This is a genomic window from Lacihabitans sp. LS3-19, assembly GCF_024343575.1.
Lineage (GTDB): Bacteria > Bacteroidota > Bacteroidia > Cytophagales > Spirosomataceae > Leadbetterella.
Genome location: NZ_RJUA01000005.1, coordinates 67087 through 84504, shown reverse-complemented (window position 1 = coordinate 84504; position 17418 = coordinate 67087). Strand labels below are relative to the sequence as shown.

General features: G+C 33.5%; 15 protein-coding genes. 8 read left to right on the top strand and 7 right to left on the bottom strand.

All coding sequences use genetic code 11. From position 1 onward, the window contains the following. The first annotated feature begins 43 nt into the window (after positions 1-43). Positions 44-388 carry a hypothetical protein gene (locus EGI22_RS06705; protein WP_255067324.1) on the top strand — a complete coding sequence of 115 codons (345 nt, stop codon included), beginning with the start codon at positions 44-46 and terminating at the stop codon, positions 386-388. Here EGI22_RS06705 and EGI22_RS06700 read toward each other — a convergent pair. From EGI22_RS06700 to EGI22_RS06690, 3 genes are read right to left on the bottom strand one after another with little or no spacing between them, the layout of a single operon-like run. Then, positions 385-1224, bottom strand: a complete 840-nt coding sequence (locus EGI22_RS06700; RefSeq protein WP_255067320.1) for a DUF3822 family protein — start codon at positions 1222-1224, stop codon at positions 385-387. The genes EGI22_RS06705 and EGI22_RS06700 overlap by 4 nt on opposite strands. A 9-nt stretch (positions 1225-1233) precedes the next feature. Beyond that, complete coding sequence (locus EGI22_RS06695) at positions 1234-1695, bottom strand: NUDIX domain-containing protein (protein ID WP_255067318.1); 462 nt, start codon at positions 1693-1695, stop codon at positions 1234-1236. Between the two features lie 45 nt (positions 1696-1740). Beyond that, positions 1741-3060: a DEAD/DEAH box helicase gene (locus EGI22_RS06690; protein ID WP_255067317.1), complete on the bottom strand. Its 1320-nt coding sequence runs from the start codon at positions 3058-3060 to the stop codon at positions 1741-1743. 91 nt (positions 3061-3151) lie between these two features. On the opposite strand from EGI22_RS06690, the gene EGI22_RS06685 reads away from it, so the two are divergent. From EGI22_RS06685 to EGI22_RS06655, 7 genes are all read left to right on the top strand, one after another. Then, positions 3152-3739: a DUF1080 domain-containing protein gene (locus EGI22_RS06685; RefSeq protein ID WP_255067316.1), complete on the top strand. Its 588-nt coding sequence runs from the start codon at positions 3152-3154 to the stop codon at positions 3737-3739. A gap of 104 nt (positions 3740-3843) precedes the next feature. After that, entirely contained in the window at positions 3844-4893 is a 1050-nt protein-coding gene (recA, locus tag EGI22_RS06680) for a recombinase RecA (protein WP_255067315.1), read from the top strand. Positions 4894-5032: 139 nt separating this feature from the next. Beyond that, complete coding sequence (locus EGI22_RS06675; protein WP_255067311.1) at positions 5033-5821, top strand: DUF3108 domain-containing protein; 789 nt, start codon at positions 5033-5035, stop codon at positions 5819-5821. A gap of 299 nt (positions 5822-6120) precedes the next feature. Further along, positions 6121-7434, top strand: coding sequence for a UDP-glucose/GDP-mannose dehydrogenase family protein (locus tag EGI22_RS06670; RefSeq protein ID WP_255067310.1), 1314 nt, complete (start codon positions 6121-6123; stop codon positions 7432-7434). Positions 7435-7440: 6 nt separating this feature from the next. Then, complete coding sequence (locus EGI22_RS06665; RefSeq protein WP_255067309.1) at positions 7441-8412, top strand: UDP-glucuronic acid decarboxylase family protein; 972 nt, start codon at positions 7441-7443, stop codon at positions 8410-8412. An 88-nt stretch (positions 8413-8500) separates the two neighbouring features. Further along, complete coding sequence (locus EGI22_RS06660) at positions 8501-9262, top strand: cupin domain-containing protein (RefSeq protein WP_255067307.1); 762 nt, start codon at positions 8501-8503, stop codon at positions 9260-9262. Positions 9263-9271: 9 nt separating this feature from the next. After that, positions 9272-10954, top strand: coding sequence for a DUF885 family protein (locus EGI22_RS06655; protein ID WP_255067306.1), 1683 nt, complete (start codon positions 9272-9274; stop codon positions 10952-10954). Between the two features lie 7 nt (positions 10955-10961). On the opposite strand, the gene EGI22_RS06650 is transcribed toward EGI22_RS06655, so the two are convergent. The 4 genes from EGI22_RS06650 to EGI22_RS06635 form a co-directional block, all read right to left on the bottom strand. Next, entirely contained in the window at positions 10962-11702 is a 741-nt protein-coding gene (locus EGI22_RS06650; RefSeq protein WP_255067305.1) for a GIY-YIG nuclease family protein, read from the bottom strand. A gap of 127 nt (positions 11703-11829) precedes the next feature. Continuing rightward, positions 11830-12531: a purine-nucleoside phosphorylase gene (deoD, locus tag EGI22_RS06645; RefSeq protein WP_255067303.1), complete on the bottom strand. Its 702-nt coding sequence runs from the start codon at positions 12529-12531 to the stop codon at positions 11830-11832. A 294-nt stretch (positions 12532-12825) separates the two neighbouring features. Then, positions 12826-14484, bottom strand: coding sequence for a TlpA disulfide reductase family protein (locus EGI22_RS06640; RefSeq protein ID WP_255067302.1), 1659 nt, complete (start codon positions 14482-14484; stop codon positions 12826-12828). 543 nt (positions 14485-15027) lie between these two features. After that, positions 15028-17397 carry an aldehyde dehydrogenase family protein gene (locus tag EGI22_RS06635; protein WP_255067301.1) on the bottom strand — a complete coding sequence of 790 codons (2370 nt, stop codon included), beginning with the start codon at positions 17395-17397 and terminating at the stop codon, positions 15028-15030. Positions 17398-17418: the final 21 nt, after the last annotated feature.

The following is a 17418-nucleotide window of genomic DNA, read 5'->3' as shown; positions in this document are numbered from 1 at the left end:
AAAAGGATTTATTTTGCATTAGAATCTATAAAAAACAAGACCTATGCAATTATCGCTAATTGATGAAGTGCCAGAGTTTACCAAAACTTATTTTCTAGATGTGTATGCAGAAGCTCTTTATGATGTAAAAGCTGAAAAAATGAAGCTTAAAACCATAAATGGTCAGCAAGTACCAGAAGATTTGAAAGTAGCTATCCCAAGTAAGTTTATTGCTAAGTATCCTGAAGGTACCATTTACAAAGTTGATACGAAGTTGATAAACAAAAAAGGGAAAAGGCCTTATTTTGTGGCAAAGCAAGCAAAGACTGTACAAAGAGCCATCGAATACTTTGATTATAATCTCAAAGTTCAATATGGCTTTGATTATTTTATAAGAAAAGTAAATTAATTATTTGCGAATAAGCTAAAGTATCTTTGTTCTGGAACTTCAGAGAAATACTGACTAAGTTTAATAGATTTAGGTAAAGAGCCAAATTCTACAGCTTTTAAATAATATTTTAATTGTTTATATATAGTTGAATAAGGGGTTATTTCTCCATAAACTACACTTTTAATTTGTCCAGATTTAACTATTTCTTTTATGAAATTGTGAATATTTTTAGAATTAAGAGCGATTCTTGAATGACTTAACATCGAAGATGATTGGTTTTGAAAAATTACATCTAGCCACATATCGCTAATTATCAATAAGTTTTTAGATTTAAATTCTGGGTTTTTGTTGAATACTTTAATATTATTAATAATAGAATTTTTTAAGTTAATATCTGCGTTTGTATAGATTTCAGAAATAGTTGTAATCAGGCATTTGGGAAATGCAATAATATAAATGTCCTGTTGTAGCTTTTCAGTTTGAATTTGATATTCTTCTGTAATGAGGTCTTTGAAATGTAGTTTTAAATATTGATTGGTTAAATCTACATCATAAAAAACTTCTGGTATTTTACAAAAACAGGGAAAGTCAGAAATGAGCGTAATTGATTTCCAGAAATTAGCTTTAAGGAAGTCATGTCGAGAAAATATATCTTTTATCTTGTTCAGAAATTCTTCTTTGGTATTTTGAGTGTCAAGATAATGGTCTTCTAGCCAGATGATTGCATTTGATGCATCTTCCTTTAAATAAAATTTCAATCTGCTTTGTTGAACTTCCAAAACAAGATGATAGGTGTCAATTTTATCGATTGAAAACCTATCGTCGGTTATTTTAAAAGCATTCCCTGATTCCATATAACAAATTTAACCCTCGTTGTTGAAAATCAATGCATTTAAGGTTTTAAAATTTGCCATAAAATCTGGTTTATGATGATTCGGGAGATTTTGGACTTCGTTTAAAGTAAACCATCTGATTTCAGAAATAATGTTAATCTCCGGATCAAAGCCAAGCTTTTCATTGAAAAAATTGGCATTTACATTAAAATAAAGTTCTATGCCGTGAAGCGGCTTTTTAATTATTTGGTTCATCAGAACCATTTTGTCAACTGTTATATCAATGTTGGTTTCTTCTTTGAACTCCCTCTTTAAGGCATCTTGGAGACTTTCTCCATGTTCAACGCCTCCACCTGGGAAATTCCAAAAAATATTGTCGGAATTAAGTCCAGAGTGATTTACCATTAATATTTTATCTTTAAATGTTAAAACACCGCAAACTCGCACTCTGATTTTGTTGCCATAAATTTTACTTAATTCCTCTGAAATCATAAATTGTAAATTTATAGAGAAGTTTTGCTCAAAAGATTTTTGGCTTTATTTGGTTTCTTTTTTGTATGACTTTCCATATTTCGCCTTTTTTTCTTTTTCAATGTTTCTCCTGATATTCACTTTTTTGTTTTTTTCAAGTTTCTCATGAAAAGCTGGTCCAATATCAACTTTTTTCTTGGGGGCCAAAATTTTCATATCAACCTTTTCAAGTTCAAAAGGCATTAAGTCATCTGAAATCTCAAGGTAACTTGGCGTTTCACTAACTTCTACTTTATAGTTCATTAAAGTTTCTATTTCATCAAATCTCTCTTGCTCTTTCTTAGAAATAAAACTAATCGAAATTCCTTTTTCGTTTCCTCGACCAGTCCTTCCTATCCTATGTATGTAATCCTCCGGTGTTTCCGGAATGTCAATGTTTACCACGTGACTTATCAATGGTATATCCAGACCTCTAGATCCTAAATCAGTGGCGATTAATGTTCGAACTTCACCATTTGAAAAACTTTCAATCGCTCTAAACCTATAATTTTGGGATTTGTTGGAGTGTATTACTTCAATACTTTCTACTTCTCGCATTTTTAGCTGTTCAAATAAATTATCAGCTAAATTTTTATTGGCAACAAAAACTAAATTTTTGGTCATGTTTTCGTCATTTGCCAGCAACAATTCCAAAAAGTTGATTTTAGAGTTAAAATTCGGAACATTGTATGCTTTTTGGCTAATGTTTTCGTGCGGTGTACCTGGAGCTACATCTTCAATAATTTCCGGTGTTTTGAAAATGTCATGTAGAAGATCTACAACTTCCTCAGAAATCGTAGCTGAGAATAAAAGGTTCTGACGTTTTTCTGGTATTTTATCGAATATCGTTTGAAGCTGTGGCCGAAAGCCTAAGTCTAGCATCATATCAAACTCATCGATAACCAATTTTTTAATGTTTTTAACCTTCAAAGCTCCGCTTGCCGCCAAATCAATAAATCTTCCAGGTGTGGCAACCAATAGGTCGCAGCCATTGGCAATATCTAAAACTTGTGGTTTCATATTTACGCCTCCGTAAACCCCAACACTGTCAAAGTTTATATAGGTCGTTAGTTTTTTTACATTTTCTAATACTTGAACTACCAATTCTCTTGTCGGAACCAATATCAATATTTGAGGAAGTTTTTCTTTTGAAAAAGTCCACATTCTAAGCAATGGCAAAAGATAAGCTAGGGTCTTTCCTGTGCCTGTTTGAGCTATTCCAGCCATGTCTTTTCCTGACATCACAACCGAAAAAACTTTACTTTGAATGGAGGTTGGCGAATCTATACCTATGTCTTCGAGTGCATTGAGCAAAGACTTGTTTAGATTCAAATCTGAGAATTTCATTTTTCTAATATTATTTAAATACAAAAGTAATTTTTAGATTTAAAAAACTTGCTTAATTTTAGCTTTCAACAAAAAATACCTTAATAAAATTATGAACAAAATCCTTTTACTCTTAATTCCCATTTTTAGTTTTGCACAAAAATCAAAACCTCAGAATCTCTTTAATGGAAAAGATTTGTCTGGTTGGGAAATCTATGGTACCGAAAAATGGTACGTTGAAGATAAAAAACTGATATGCGAAAGTGGTCCAGATAAAGGATACGGATATCTGGCTACAAACGAAAAGTTTAAAGATTTCGAAATCTCTTTGATGTTTAAGCCGTTGGCAAACGGAAACAGTGGTGTATTTTTTCATTCTGATATCACTGGAACAAGAATAGCGGGTTGGCAAGCAGAAGTAGCTCCTCCTGGTAGTTTTTCAGGCGGTATTTATGAGTCGTATAAAAGAGGCTGGCTAATAAAACCACCTAAAGAAATCGATAATGTAAAAATGGGAGAGTGGAACACTATGAAAATAAAAGTTATTGGAACGGAAGTTACTACTTGGGTGAATGGTGTTCAAATGATCTATTTAAATGACCCAGCAATTGGTGAAGTTGACGGGAAAATTGCCTTGCAAATCCATGACGGCGGGGGAATTAGGGTTGAATGGAAAAAAATTAAAATAACTAAGCTGTGATTTAAATAACTCAAAATCAACAATTTGGATTTATTGCTAATAATTGTAGCAAAGAATGTCTAAAAAAATTACATACATTTGTTTTTAAATTTAACTCGATAAAAATGGCAGCTGAGAATTCAGACAAATTAAAGATTTTACAATCTACATTAGATAAATTAGATAAAGCTTACGGCAAAGGAACCGTAATGAGGCTAAGTGATACCAAAGTTATGGATGTTCCTGTAATTTCTACAGGTTCTTTGGGTCTAGATTTAGCCTTAGGTGTGGGAGGTTTTCCGAAAGGAAGAGTGATAGAAATATACGGACCAGAATCTTCAGGTAAAACCACTTTGGCAATGCACGCCATAGCAGAAGCACAAAAGAAAGGTGGAATTGCGGCTTTTGTAGATGCTGAACATGCTTTTGATAGATTATATGCGGAGAAACTTGGTATTGATACCAAAAACCTTTTGATTTCCCAGCCGGATTATGGCGAGCAGGCTTTAGAAATTGCCGAACATTTAATTTCATCAGGTGCAATCGACATTTGTGTTATTGACTCAGTAGCTGCTTTGGTACCAAAGGCCGAGCTAGAAGGTGAAATGGGAGATAGCAAAATGGGACTTCAAGCGAGATTGATGTCTCAGGCTTTAAGAAAACTTACTGGTACTATTAATAAAACAGGCTGTTGTTGTATTTTCATTAACCAATTAAGAGACAAAATAGGTGTAATGTTTGGAAGTCCAGAAACAACAACTGGAGGTAATGCTCTTAAATTTTATGCTTCTGTTAGAATTGATATAAGAAGAATTGGTCAAATTAAAGACAATGATGCAAATATAATTGGTAACCGTACCAAGGTGAAAGTTGTTAAGAACAAAGTCGCTCCTCCATTCAAAGTGATTGAGTTTGACATAATGTATGGCGAAGGAATTTCTAAATCTGGTGAAGTTCTTGACTTAGCTGTTGATTTGGATATTGTAAAAAAATCTGGTTCATGGTTCTCTTATGCTGATAATAAACTAGGACAAGGTAGAGATACTGTTAAAAGTTTAATTAAAGATAATCCGGAGTTGATGGCTGATATAGAAGAGAAAATTAAAGCTACAGTGGCAGGAAATGCAGATGCTTTGATGGATAAAGAGTTAACTGAAGCAGATTTGGATAAATAAGACATTCGTATTTTGATAGGAAAATGCCTCAATTGAGGCATTTTTTTTTGTTAAATTTTTATTAATACAAACATTTTTAAGTTGGAGTAAATAATAAATTTTAAATTTGTGTATTAATAGAAAAACCAATTCTGTTTAAATGTTAAAATTCAAACACTTACTGTTGTTAATTTCATTTTCATTTTTCTCTTTTATTTTTGCAAATCAATATAGGTATATTCCAAATGATAGCTTTGATGCAGGGGAATCTTATTTTTACAAAGTTAAATATGGTTTTTTGACAATTGGTGAGGCGAATGTTGATGTGGATGAAAAAATATTTTCTATAAACGGAAGAGCTTGCTACAAGGTAAATGTTGTTGGGAAAACGGCCGGGGTAACAGATTTCTTCAAAGTAAGAAATACCTACAGAAGTTATATTGATACTTTAGCTTTTATTCCTCAAAAATTCATTTATTCTGCCAGAGAAAATAATTACAAACGAGATCAGGTCATGAATTTTGACCATGATAAAAACGAGGTGGTAAAAATAGAGAAGGAAGTTGCAAAATCTTTTTCGGTACCTAATAATATTCAAGACGTCATATCAGGGTATTATTTTCTAAGAACCATTGATTTTTCCAAGTTTTATGTAGGTCAAACAGTTTCAGCACCTTTGTTTTTTGATGAGGACCTTTACAATATGAAGGTGAAATATGCTGGAAAAGGCATAGTTCATACCAAGTTTGGAAAAATTAAAGTTTTGAAGTTGAATCCAATTCTCCCCAAAAACGATTTATTCAAAGGTGAAAATGCCATTAGGATTTGGGTTTCGGATGATAAAAATAGAGTTCCTTTAAAAATTGAAATTGACTTTTCTTTCGGAACAATTGATATGGAAATCAAAAATTATAAAGGCGTTAAGTATCCCTTCGTTTGGAAAGTCTGAATATTATCAAATAAATCCTTACTTCAAAGTTTTTGCTAATCCTCTGTATTGGTTTTTTTTCAATTTCTCGAAATTTCCTGTTTCCATTTTTAGAATAGAATTTCTATTTTTTGGAATAGCCATTAGTGTTTATTTCTTAAAAAATTACTTGGCTTTGTTGAAAATGGTCACTTAATGACATATTTGCCTTTTAAACCTATGTATTTTTCAATTCTGTGTAAAATATTTCTTGTAATTGATATAACGGTATTTGATTTGTAATACCTTTGTTAAACATTTTAATTATTAAAATTTAGAATATGAAAATCGCAGTAGTTGGTACAGGATACGTTGGCTTGGTAACTGGAACGTGTTTTGCCGAAACCGGAAATTATGTTACTTGTATTGATATAGATATCAAGAAAGTTGATAGTTTAAAAAAAGGTAAAATAACCATTTATGAGCCTGGATTAGAGGTTATTTTTGAAAGAAATAGAAAAGAAGGTAGATTGACTTTTACCACAGATTTAGTAGAAGGAATAAAAGATGCAGAAGTGATATTTTTAGCTCTTCCAACTCCTCCAGGTGAAGACGGTTCTGCAGATTTAAAATATATTTTGGGTGTAGCATCGGACTTAGGAATTGTTTTAGACCATTATGCGGTAATAGTTGATAAAAGTACCGTTCCTGTTGGAACTGCTGAAAGAGTTCATGCTAAGATAGCAGAAAATGCGAAAGTTGATTTTGATGTAGTTTCAAATCCTGAGTTTTTGAGAGAAGGAGTTGCTGTTGAGGATTTTATGAAACCTGATCGCGTAGTGATAGGTACAAAATCTGACAGGGCAAAAGCCATAATGGAAAGACTTTATGCTCCATTGGTTCGTCAAGGTAATCCAGTAATATTTATGGATGAGCGTTCGGCTGAGATGACGAAATATGCTGCTAATTCATTTTTAGCTATGAAAATTACATTTATGAACGAAATAGCCAACCTTTGTGAGCTTACTGGTGCAGATGTAGATAATGTAAGAAAAGGTATTGGTACAGATAGCAGAATAGGTAAGCGTTTCTTGTTTCCAGGTATTGGTTATGGAGGAAGCTGTTTTCCAAAAGATGTTCAAGCTTTGGGTAAAACAGCCAAAGAATATGGTTACGATTTTAAAATCCTAAAATCTGTAATGTTTGTAAATGATCGCCAGAAAACCAAAATGATACCTCAAATAAAGGAGTATTTTGGCGGTGACTTAAAAGGAAAAACTATTGCATTGTGGGGCTTGGCATTCAAACCACATACGGATGATATTCGTGAAGCCCCTGCTTTGTTCAATATCAAGGCTTTGAAAAGAGCTGGTGCCAAGGTGGTTGTTTTTGATCCAGAGGCTATACCAAACGTAAAAAAGGAAATTGGGAAAAAAGTTAAATATGCATCAAGCCAATACGAAGCATTGGAAGGTGCTGATGCTTTGATGATTATGACAGAGTGGCCTGAATTCCGCACCCCAGATTTTGATAGAATAACAGCTACTTTGAAAAATAAGGTTATTTTCGATGGTCGTAATTTGTTTGAGTTGAAAGACATGCAAGCTATGGGTTTTGATTATTTTTCTATTGGTCGCGAAAATGTAAAAGCATAAAACATAATGAAAAGAATATTAATAACAGGCGGAGCCGGTTTTTTAGGGTCACATCTATGTGATAGGTTCGTCAAAGAGGGTTATCATGTAATTGCAATGGATAACTTGATAACGGGAGATTTGAGAAATATTGAGCATTTGTTCAAATTGCCAAATTTTGAATTCTATCATCATGATGTGAGCAAGTTTATTCATGTTCCTGGTGAATTGGATTACATCTTACATTTCGCATCTCCAGCAAGCCCAATTGACTATTTGAAAATCCCAATTCAGACTTTAAAGGTGGGTTCTTTAGGTATTCACAACTGTTTGGGATTGGCGAGAGTTAAAGGAGCAAGAGTTTTAATCGCTTCAACATCAGAAGTTTATGGTGACCCTTTGGTGCATCCACAAACTGAAGAATATTGGGGACACGTAAATCCAGTTGGACCAAGAGGCGTTTATGATGAAGCTAAAAGGTTTCAAGAAGCCATGACTATGGCCTATCATACTTATCACGGTTTAGAGACAAGGATAGTTAGAATATTTAATACATACGGACCGCGTATGCGACTAAATGATGGCAGAGTATTGCCTGCATTTATTGGTCAAGCACTTAGAGGTGAAGATATTACCATTTTTGGAGATGGCTCGCAAACACGTTCTTTTTGTTATGTGGCTGACCTTGTTGAAGGTATTTATAGATTATTGATGTCTGATTATGCACAACCAGTTAACATTGGAAATCCTTCAGAGATAACAATTAAAGATTTTGCTGAAGAAATTATAAAATTGACTGGAACTACCCAAAAAGTAGTTTATTTGGATTTGCCAAAAGATGATCCTAAGCAAAGACAACCTGATATTACGAAAGCTAAGGCGATATTAGGCTGGGAGCCGAAAGTTGATAGAGAAGAAGGTTTAAAAATCACTTACGATTATTTCAGAAATCTTCCAAAAGAAAGACTTTTCGATGAAGCTATTCATAGAGAGTTTTAAGAAATAGAAATTTCCTAGAATATATCCCACAAGGTTTCAATACTTTGTGGGATTTTTTTTTATTTTTGATAAATATATCAACCATTCTATGAAATTTAACTATTGCCTTATTCTACTTTTTGTTTTTAATTTATCCCATGCCCAAAATATGCTTCAAGGAAATGTTTACAATTTAGCGTCTCTTCCTAAAATGGAAGATGAAAGTAGGGCTTTTAGGCAATTGTTTAAAAACGAAGAAACTGAATTTTTAGAAAAATTCAGTATTCATCACTCTACCCTCAAGCCAGTACATAAACTTAGGCCAAGTCACAGACAAAAAGATGCAGAAGAATTAATAATCATTCAGGAAGGTACGCTGACTGTGACTTTGGAAAACCAAACAAAAGAAGTTGGGCCAGGTGGAGTTCTTTTGATTTTGAAAGGTGACGAGCAACAAATGAACAATCTGGGTAAAGAAAATGTGAGCTATTATGTGTTGATTTATACTTCCAAACAATTGGCCGCTGACAATGACAAAGGAATTTCTCAAATAGTAAATTGGAATGATGTTGCTTTCAAACCTCATGAAAAAGGCGGGAGAAGAGACTTTTTAGATAGGCCAACGAGCATGTTTAATAGACTTGAAATGCATGTAACAACTCTGAAAGAAGGTTTAAAAAGCCACGATCCTCATAAACATGTGCCAGAAGAAATAATATTGATAGTAGATGGACAGGCAAAAATGCAAATTGGAGATAAATTTTATGAAGGCTCCAAAGGTGATTTGTTTTTCTTACCATCCAATCAATATCATAATTTAACCAATATAGGCACTGGATCAGCCACTTATTTTGCATTTCAATTTAATTAATTAGAAAGTATGAAATCTATTTTTTATATCTCGTTTTTGTTAATTTCTGTCAATGTTTTTTCTCAAGACTTTAATGAGCTAGTTTCCAAATATCAGGCGGATAAATCAGCTTTGGGAAGAAAATACCCCAACTCTTTATCGGAGAAGTATTTCGAAAGATTCACTGAATACTATGTTGATGCAAAAAAAGAATTAGAAAGAATTGATTTCAATGCAATGTCAAAGTCGCAAAAGGTTGATTATGTTTTACTTAGGAATCTAATTGATAAAAATGCATATTTTCATAATCTTGAGAGAAAAGGTTTTGATGAGGTGAAATATGTGGTAGTAAAAGCAAGTCCAATTTATGATTTTAATGAAAACAGGAAAGGTGGTGTAAATCCAAAATCTGATAAATTGGCAGCTGATTTTAATCAAGTGGAAAAGGATATTAGGAAGGCCATGGAGGCCACAAAAGCCAGCAAACCATTTGATAGCTGGCAAAAGGCAGAGCTTGCGGCAGATATTGTAAAGGAATTGTCAAAGGCAACGGATGAGTCTTATAATTTCTATTTTGAATTCAATCCAGAGTTTAACTGGTGGATGCAAGCTCCTTATAAAAAGCTAAAAACAACGCTTTCGGAATATGAGGCTTTGTTGAGGAAGCATTTTTCGAACACGCTAGTAAAAGATGATGGAAGTGGAATAATTGGAAAACCGCTGGGTAGAGAAGCATTATTGAAAGACTTGAGTTTTGAATTTATAGCCTATACGCCAGAACAATTAATAGCAGAAGCGAATAAGCAATTTGCTTGGTGTGAAAAAGAAATGTTGAAGGCATCAAATGAACTTGGCTACGGTAATGATTGGAAAAAAGCTTTGGAGCATGTAAAACAAACTTACGTGCCGCCTGGACAATGGCAAGAAGACGTTAATAAACTGGCTTGGGAAGCTATAAAATATGTTGAAGATAGAGATTTGGTGACCATTCCTGCTTTGGCCAAGGAGACTTGGCGTACAGTGATGCTTTCTGCCGAACAGCAAAAAGTTAGCCCTTTCTTTTTGGGTGGAGAACAAATAATGGTGGCTTATCCAACGGCTGAAATGGACCATGATGACAAAATGATGAGTATGCGAGGCAATAATCCTTACTTTTCGAGAGCCACAGTTCAGCATGAGTTGATTCCAGGGCATCATTTGCAACAATTTATGAATCAAAGATATAAACCTTATCGTAGAGCTTTCGGAACACCATTCTGGACGGAAGGTTGGGCTTTGTATTGGGAGTTTAATCTTTGGGACAAGGGTTTTCCAAGAACGCCTGAGGAAAAAATTGGAATGTTGTTTTGGCGAATGCACCGTTGTGCTAGAATCATATTTTCATTAAATTATCATTTGGAGAAAATGACTCCACAGCAATGTATTGATCTTTTGGTAGATAAAGTAGGACACGAAAGAGCCAATGCTGAGGCAGAAGTAAGACGCTCGTTTACAGGCAGGTATGGTCCATTGTACCAGATTGCTTATATGATGGGTGGTTTGCAGTTTTATAGCCTGCACAAAGATTTGGTAGACTCAGGAAAAATGAAAGAAAAGGAGTTTCATGATACCATTTTACAGAACAACTCAATGCCCGTAGAGCTAGTTAAGGCGATTTTGAAGGGTGAAGATTTGAAAAAAGATAAAATTTCTGATTGGAAGTTTTTGGATTGAGGAATAGTTAATGCGTTTCAAAATCTTTAAGGTTCAAACCTGAATTAGCTCTCCATTCAGTTAATCCATTTGCAGATCTACCGAGCACAACTCCCGCAGCTGCTGAGGGACTATTGAAAATATAATCTTTTTGAAATACATAATTTGAGTCTATTAATTTTAAAGTATCTAAAGAAATTAATTTCTCTCTTAATTTTTTCAATCCTTCTGGAATTTTCGGAGTCATTGACTCTGAAATTTTTGATCCTTTAAATACAACAAAACCTTCAGAAGTAGGAATACCAGTAGCGTTAGAATTTTCTCTTGGATTAGAAAGTGTAAATTCTTGAATTTCTTTTGAGTTTTCAGATTTAATTTCTCTTTTTCCTTCAAAAATTTTGTGTCCTAAAGTATTGACTAAAATTTTTAAATTATCTATAAATTCTTCCATTTCTGCTTTATCACTTTCAGATATAGCTGATTGAGTTGGAATATTATTGTTTGCAAGCTTATATCTATCAACTGTTGTCGCGATTTCAAAAAGTCTATTTTCTAAATACTTTATATGTGCTTTATTTAGATTATCATCTTTACTAACAAAAACAATTGTTTCGTTCCAAAAATCTTTTTGACTTAAATGTTGATTTATTCTAGAATAAATATTTTCTGCTTCACCAAGATAAACCATGTCTTCACCTTCTTCATTTTTACCAATTAAAAGGTAAATTCCTGTACTAACTAAGTCCTTTCTATCAGAATATTCTTTCACCTTAATTCGAGGTATTTTATATGCTTTGCCAGTCCAATTAGAGAGTTCGCATGTAATTCTCCCATTTGGGTCTCCGTCTATTAAGAAAAGTTTAATAGTTTTGCCGAATTTCATTATTTTTATTTTATTATGCCAAACTCAAAGCAATTTTCATCATATCGTTGAAAGTATTTTCCCTCTCTTGCTGGGTAGATGCCGTGCCTGTAATAATATTGTCGCTTACAGTTAAAAGTGCTAAAGCTTTTACCCCAAATCTTTTTGCGATGGTATACAATATTTGTGATTCCATATCTATTCCCAATATGCCATGTTTTTGCCAAACATCCCAACGATTAGGTTCAAGGTCATAAAAAGTGTTGGTGCTAAAAATCGGACCCGTATGGGTTTTAATATTTAATGATTTGGCTGTTTCATAGGCTTTGTAAACTAAATCAAAATCTGCTGTAGCTGCATAATGCATGCCTTTAAAAAGAAATGCATTGGCGTCTGAATCTCCAGAAGCACTGAGAGCTAAAATTACTTGGCCTAAATCCAATTCTGGTTGGATAGAACCACAGGTGCCAACTCTAATCAAGTTTTGACATTTATAGGTATTTATCAATTCATGGATATAGATACCAGCACTTCCCATTCCCATTCCTGTGCCTTGAATAGATACTTTTTGGCCTTTATAATTGCCCGTAAAGCCCAACATTCCTCTCACATTATTATAACAAACCACGTCGGTCAGGAAATTCTCGGCCACAAACTTGGCTCTTAAAGGATCGCCTGGTAGTAATACAGTTTCGGCTATTTGTCCCACTTCGGCTTCTAGGTGTAAACTTCTCATTTATTCAGTTTTTCTTGATGATTTTATTTTTTATAAAACTAAAATAATAGGATTTCAAATCCAATTTAATTTAAAGAGGCAATTTACGGCAAAATATTTTAGTAGAATATAGTTCGTTAAGTTGAAAGCATTTTTTTTTACCTTTTGTGTATTTTAAGGAGACAAGCTTTGGCTAACATCCTTAAGCAGGTGGGGCCGCAGTCCATAGCGTCTTGTAGGGGTAAAATAGGGGAGTTTTTATGATTATAAATATTATTTAGGAAATTTATATATTTACTTAATCTATGAAAAAAATTATTCAGATAATAGAAAATTTACTACTGTATCTATTTCAAATCTCAATTTATCTTCAGAACCAAATCCAACACTCTTATACCGTAAATTTCCGTTTTTATCAACGATAAACTTAGCTGGAATTCCTTGGACATTATAATCCAGTGCCATTTTAAAATCTCCAGATTTAGAATTTTTTTGATCTATCAAAATCTCAAATTCATTAAAATGTCTAATATTAGCTAATTCTAATATCTTTTCAGTCAGATTTATGCTGTCAGAAGTATTTACATGCTCTAAGGTACTTATAAACACAAATTTTACATTTTTATCCTTAAATTCGTTTTGCAACTTTTTCATAGCAGGAAAAGAAGCCAAACAAGGCTTACACCAAGTAGCCCAAAAATCTATTATCAAAATTTTGCCTTTATAATCCTTTAATTGGACTGTTTTACCATTTAGGTCAAATAAAGCAAAATCTTGGGCTTTCTGGTTAATGATTTTTGATAAGATTTCCTTTTGTTTTTTTTGAAACGCATCTTTCTTTAGTTTAAGGTAATCTGGGTCTTCTTTATTTAATTTTTTAAGAGCGTTTTTATATAGAGAATCTATTAAATTAGTTGACGTATTAGCTTTTATTATTTTCCGACCTACATTAATTATTTCAGGAAAATTTCTAGCCTCATTTAAATATTCTATAAGTCTTTGATTTGAAGTATCATTTTGAAGGTTCATCAATTCTACAGCTTTACTTTGATATTTAGTGGCATTATTTAAATCACCAGATGCATAAATTATGCTCGCATAGGTATCTAAACTGTTACCATAAGAAATAGAAAGTGTATCTAAATTGCTATAAAACCTTAAAGATTGTTTTGAAAATAAGTTTGCCAAATCTAGCTTATTGCCTTTGAAATATGAGTATGCGTATTCATTGAAATTATGAGCAAGGAAGCTGTATAATAATATTTTTGGATATTCTTTTTGGGCTTTAGAAAAAACTGATTCAAATATTTCTATTCTATTTTGATATAACAAAACTGCCAATTTGTAATTTACTAAATCTATTCTTTGAAAGGTAGTTAATTCATGATTACTATTTAGTAAGTAGTCTATATCCTCAAAAATTGTATTTGAATTTTCACCGTATTTTATTTCAGAAATTCTTTTTTCTGAAGAAGTAATACCATTTTGAAATAATTTAGTCAATATATTTTTAACAGAATCTAGACTTTTTAAATTATTTTCATAATATAAATTGGCAAAATACCTTATTTCCCTTTCTTGAATTTTGCTTTGAATACCATTGTCCAATTTTTCTTTTATTTTTACTAAAGTTTCATTTTTCTTTTCAGGTATTTTCAATAAAACCTCTAAATAATACGGCACGCATTTATTCTCCATTTCAGGATAAAGTTGCCATTCTTTTTCAATATTTTTTGCCGCTTCGTTATAGTCAACTTTACCTTTGAATAAGAATTCATTAAATTTATTATTGTAACCTTTCATTAAATAAGAATATCTTATTGGCTTATTATTTTCAAAAACATGAAAATCGTAACCCTGACCATAATTATTATCAATTTCAGATATATTCACAGCAAAAAAAGTAAAATAAACCGCTGAATCTGGAATGGTAAATGAGGATTTTATTTTATTTCTTTTATTCTCAATTTCCAAAGTCTGAGTTATTTTACTAAAATCTTTAAAAAAAATAACGCAATACAATTTTGTGTTTTTTTTTGTTAAAAAGCCATTATATTGAATTTTTATTAGATCTCCTACCTTCGGCTTTTCACTATTAATTGTTAAATTAGTGCCATAAGATGAAAAATTAAAAAATAAGATAAATAGAGGTAAAAGTATGAATATCTTATTTTTCATTTCTTTAATTGTTTAATTATTAACTTTTTTGAACAAATCCTTTAAATGGAGAAAACGAAAATGCAAAAACCAAGTATTGCATATTTTTTTAAGAAATGTTTGATTAAAAAAAAAAGGCGAAATCTTTTGTTAGATAGCTTCACTTATTTGAATAATTATATAATATGATTTTGGATTACATTCCAACGCTTATGAGCAAATTAATTATTGTCTAATGTTTTTTATTTTGTGGTAATAACTCAAAAATTTTAAACTTATTTTCTATTTGCAAAGTGAATTATTAAATATAAGAAAAAAGCCATCTAACTGACGGCTTTTTTGATTATAAATGGTTGGTTTTTACGCCCCATAAGGAATCCAAATGTTCTTGATTTCGGATGCATGTCTCAGGAATTCAGTTCCTTCAGATTGCTCATTGTTCATCCAATCTCTGTATTTGCCGTAGTTTACCCAAGTACGTTTCATGTTTTCGGCAGAAAGGCTTTCAATATCTTTTGAGCCTTCTTTTGAGCCAAAATACCAAAGGCCGTCCACATCATAATGTTTTGCGAGTTCTTTTGCAAGAGCCTCTTTAGGTCCTGTTATGATATTTACTGTTCCTCCGGGTACATCTGAGGTATCCAAAATTTGATAAAAGTCCGTGGCACTAAACGGAGCGGTTTCCGATGGAATAACCACAACACTATTTCCCAAAGCGATGGCAGGAATAAAGGAAGAAATAAACGCCAAAAGTGGTGCTTCGTCTGGGCAAACTATACCCATAACACCCACGGCCTCAGGCATAGCCAAGGTTACGTTTCGCTGAATAGTATGGTGGGCTTGTCCATCGTATTTGTCTGCATGTGCGGCGTAGGTATAAATCCTATCTATTGATTTTTCAACTTCCGCATCTGCATCGGCTTGGCTATAGCAACACATTTCTATCAACCTTTTTGAGAATTCAGCTTTTCGTGCTGACAAGTTTTCAGCAATATAATACAATACTTGTGCTCTTGCATGTCCTGTCATTTCTGCCCATTTACCGTTTGCATGTGCCGCTTCTACTGCATTTCTGATATCTTTTCGGCTTCCTTCGGGTGCTTCGCCTATGGTTTCTCCTTGAGGATTTTTGATAATATAACTGTAGCCACTGTCTGGACGTGCTTGTTTGCCACCTATATACATTTTGGCAGTTCGGTCAATACCTGCAGGAATTGCAATTTTGGATTTTTGAATTGCCGGTTTGACAGGCTTTTCAGAAAACTGCTCCTCAATTTTTGGTTTCATGTATTCAAATAGGCCTTCTTTTCCTCCTTCTCTTCCAAAACCAGACTCTCTATAACCACCAAAACCAGAACCCGCATCAAAAACATTGGTGGAGTTTATCCAAACCGTTCCTGCTTTTATTTTAGGAGCAATATCTAAGGCCAAATTGATGTTTTCTGTCCATAGGCTGCAAGCTAGGCCATAACGCGTATTGTTTGCTAATTTCACAGCCTCCTGGTGCGACCTGAAACTCATGGCAACCAAAACAGGCCCGAAGATTTCTTCTTGAGCAATGATACTCGATGGCGAAACATGGGTAAATAGGGTAGGCGGATAAAAACAGCCATCTTGTGGGCATACCCAACTAGGTTGCCACATTTGATTGCCCTCTTCTATTCCTTTTTGTACCAATTCGTCTATGGTTTTTACCTGCACTGGAGCTACTATGGCACCAATATCGATACATTTGTCCATGGCATCTCCCACACGAAGTTTTTCCATTCGGACTTTTATTTTTTCATACAATTTGTCCTGAATGCTTTCTTGTACCAAAAGTCTTGAACCTGCACAACAAACCTGGCCTTGGTTAAACCAAATGGCGTCAACCACGCCTTCTACCACCGAATCCAAATCGGCATCTTCAAAAACGATGAAAGGAGATTTGCCTCCCAATTCTAATGAAACTTTTTTGCCAGAACCAGCAATGGCCTTTCTGATGATTTTACCTACTTCGGTTGAGCCTGTAAACGCAATCTTATTGACATCTTTATGGTTTACAAGAGCCGCACCAGTAGAACCTGGACCTGTGATAATATTTACGACACCTTTTGGCAGACCAACATTTTGACAGATTTCAGCAAACAAAAGGGCGGTTAAGGAAGTAAATTCAGCAGGTTTTAAAACCACGGTGTTTCCCATAGCTAAAGCTGGGGCGATTTTCCATGAAAGCATCAAAAGCGGGAAATTCCAAGGTATGATTTGCCCGATTACGCCTATTTCTTTGTATTCTTTTAGTTCGGTGTCCATTAGTTGAGCCCAACCTGCATGGTGATAGAAGTGCCTGGCTACCAATGGTATATCTATGTCTCGGGTTTCTCTAATCGGCTTTCCGTTGTCCAAAGCTTCTAAAACTGCAAAAAGCCTGGAATGCTTTTGGATCTGACGAGCTATGGCATAAAGGTATCTTGCTCTGGCTCTTCCACCTATTTTTACCCAGTCTTTTAATGCTTTATTGGCAGCCGAAACTGCTTCATTTACATCGCTTTCTAAAGCTTCCGCAATATTTGCCAAAACTTGCATATTAGAGGGATTGACAGTTTCGAAATGTTTCTCGGCCTTTTTCCATTCTCCATTTATAAACAATTGGAAAGTTCTATCGTGGGCATCAAGAAATTCATTTGCTTGAGCCGCACTTTCAGGTGCAGGACCGTATACCATCGTATTAAATATTTCTTTTATTTTCATTCCTATATTATTTCTCGCAAA

What these genes read in the sequence shown, in the direction of transcription:
- EGI22_RS06705 (WP_255067324.1), top strand. Translation starts at nt 44, where the DNA reads ATGCAATTATCGCTAATTGATGAAGTGCCAGAGTTTACCAAAACTTAT.
- EGI22_RS06700 (WP_255067320.1), bottom strand. Translation starts at nt 1,224, where the DNA reads ATGGAATCAGGGAATGCTTTTAAAATAACCGACGATAGGTTTTCAATC.
- EGI22_RS06695 (WP_255067318.1), bottom strand. Translation starts at nt 1,695, where the DNA reads ATGATTTCAGAGGAATTAAGTAAAATTTATGGCAACAAAATCAGAGTG.
- EGI22_RS06690 (WP_255067317.1), bottom strand. Translation starts at nt 3,060, where the DNA reads ATGAAATTCTCAGATTTGAATCTAAACAAGTCTTTGCTCAATGCACTC.
- EGI22_RS06685 (WP_255067316.1), top strand. Translation starts at nt 3,152, where the DNA reads ATGAACAAAATCCTTTTACTCTTAATTCCCATTTTTAGTTTTGCACAA.
- recA (WP_255067315.1), top strand. Translation starts at nt 3,844, where the DNA reads ATGGCAGCTGAGAATTCAGACAAATTAAAGATTTTACAATCTACATTA.
- EGI22_RS06675 (WP_255067311.1), top strand. Translation starts at nt 5,033, where the DNA reads ATGTTAAAATTCAAACACTTACTGTTGTTAATTTCATTTTCATTTTTC.
- EGI22_RS06670 (WP_255067310.1), top strand. Translation starts at nt 6,121, where the DNA reads ATGAAAATCGCAGTAGTTGGTACAGGATACGTTGGCTTGGTAACTGGA.
- EGI22_RS06665 (WP_255067309.1), top strand. Translation starts at nt 7,441, where the DNA reads ATGAAAAGAATATTAATAACAGGCGGAGCCGGTTTTTTAGGGTCACAT.
- EGI22_RS06660 (WP_255067307.1), top strand. Translation starts at nt 8,501, where the DNA reads ATGAAATTTAACTATTGCCTTATTCTACTTTTTGTTTTTAATTTATCC.
- EGI22_RS06655 (WP_255067306.1), top strand. Translation starts at nt 9,272, where the DNA reads ATGAAATCTATTTTTTATATCTCGTTTTTGTTAATTTCTGTCAATGTT.
- deoD (WP_255067303.1), bottom strand. Translation starts at nt 12,531, where the DNA reads ATGAGAAGTTTACACCTAGAAGCCGAAGTGGGACAAATAGCCGAAACT.
- EGI22_RS06635 (WP_255067301.1), bottom strand. Translation starts at nt 17,397, where the DNA reads ATGAAAATAAAAGAAATATTTAATACGATGGTATACGGTCCTGCACCT.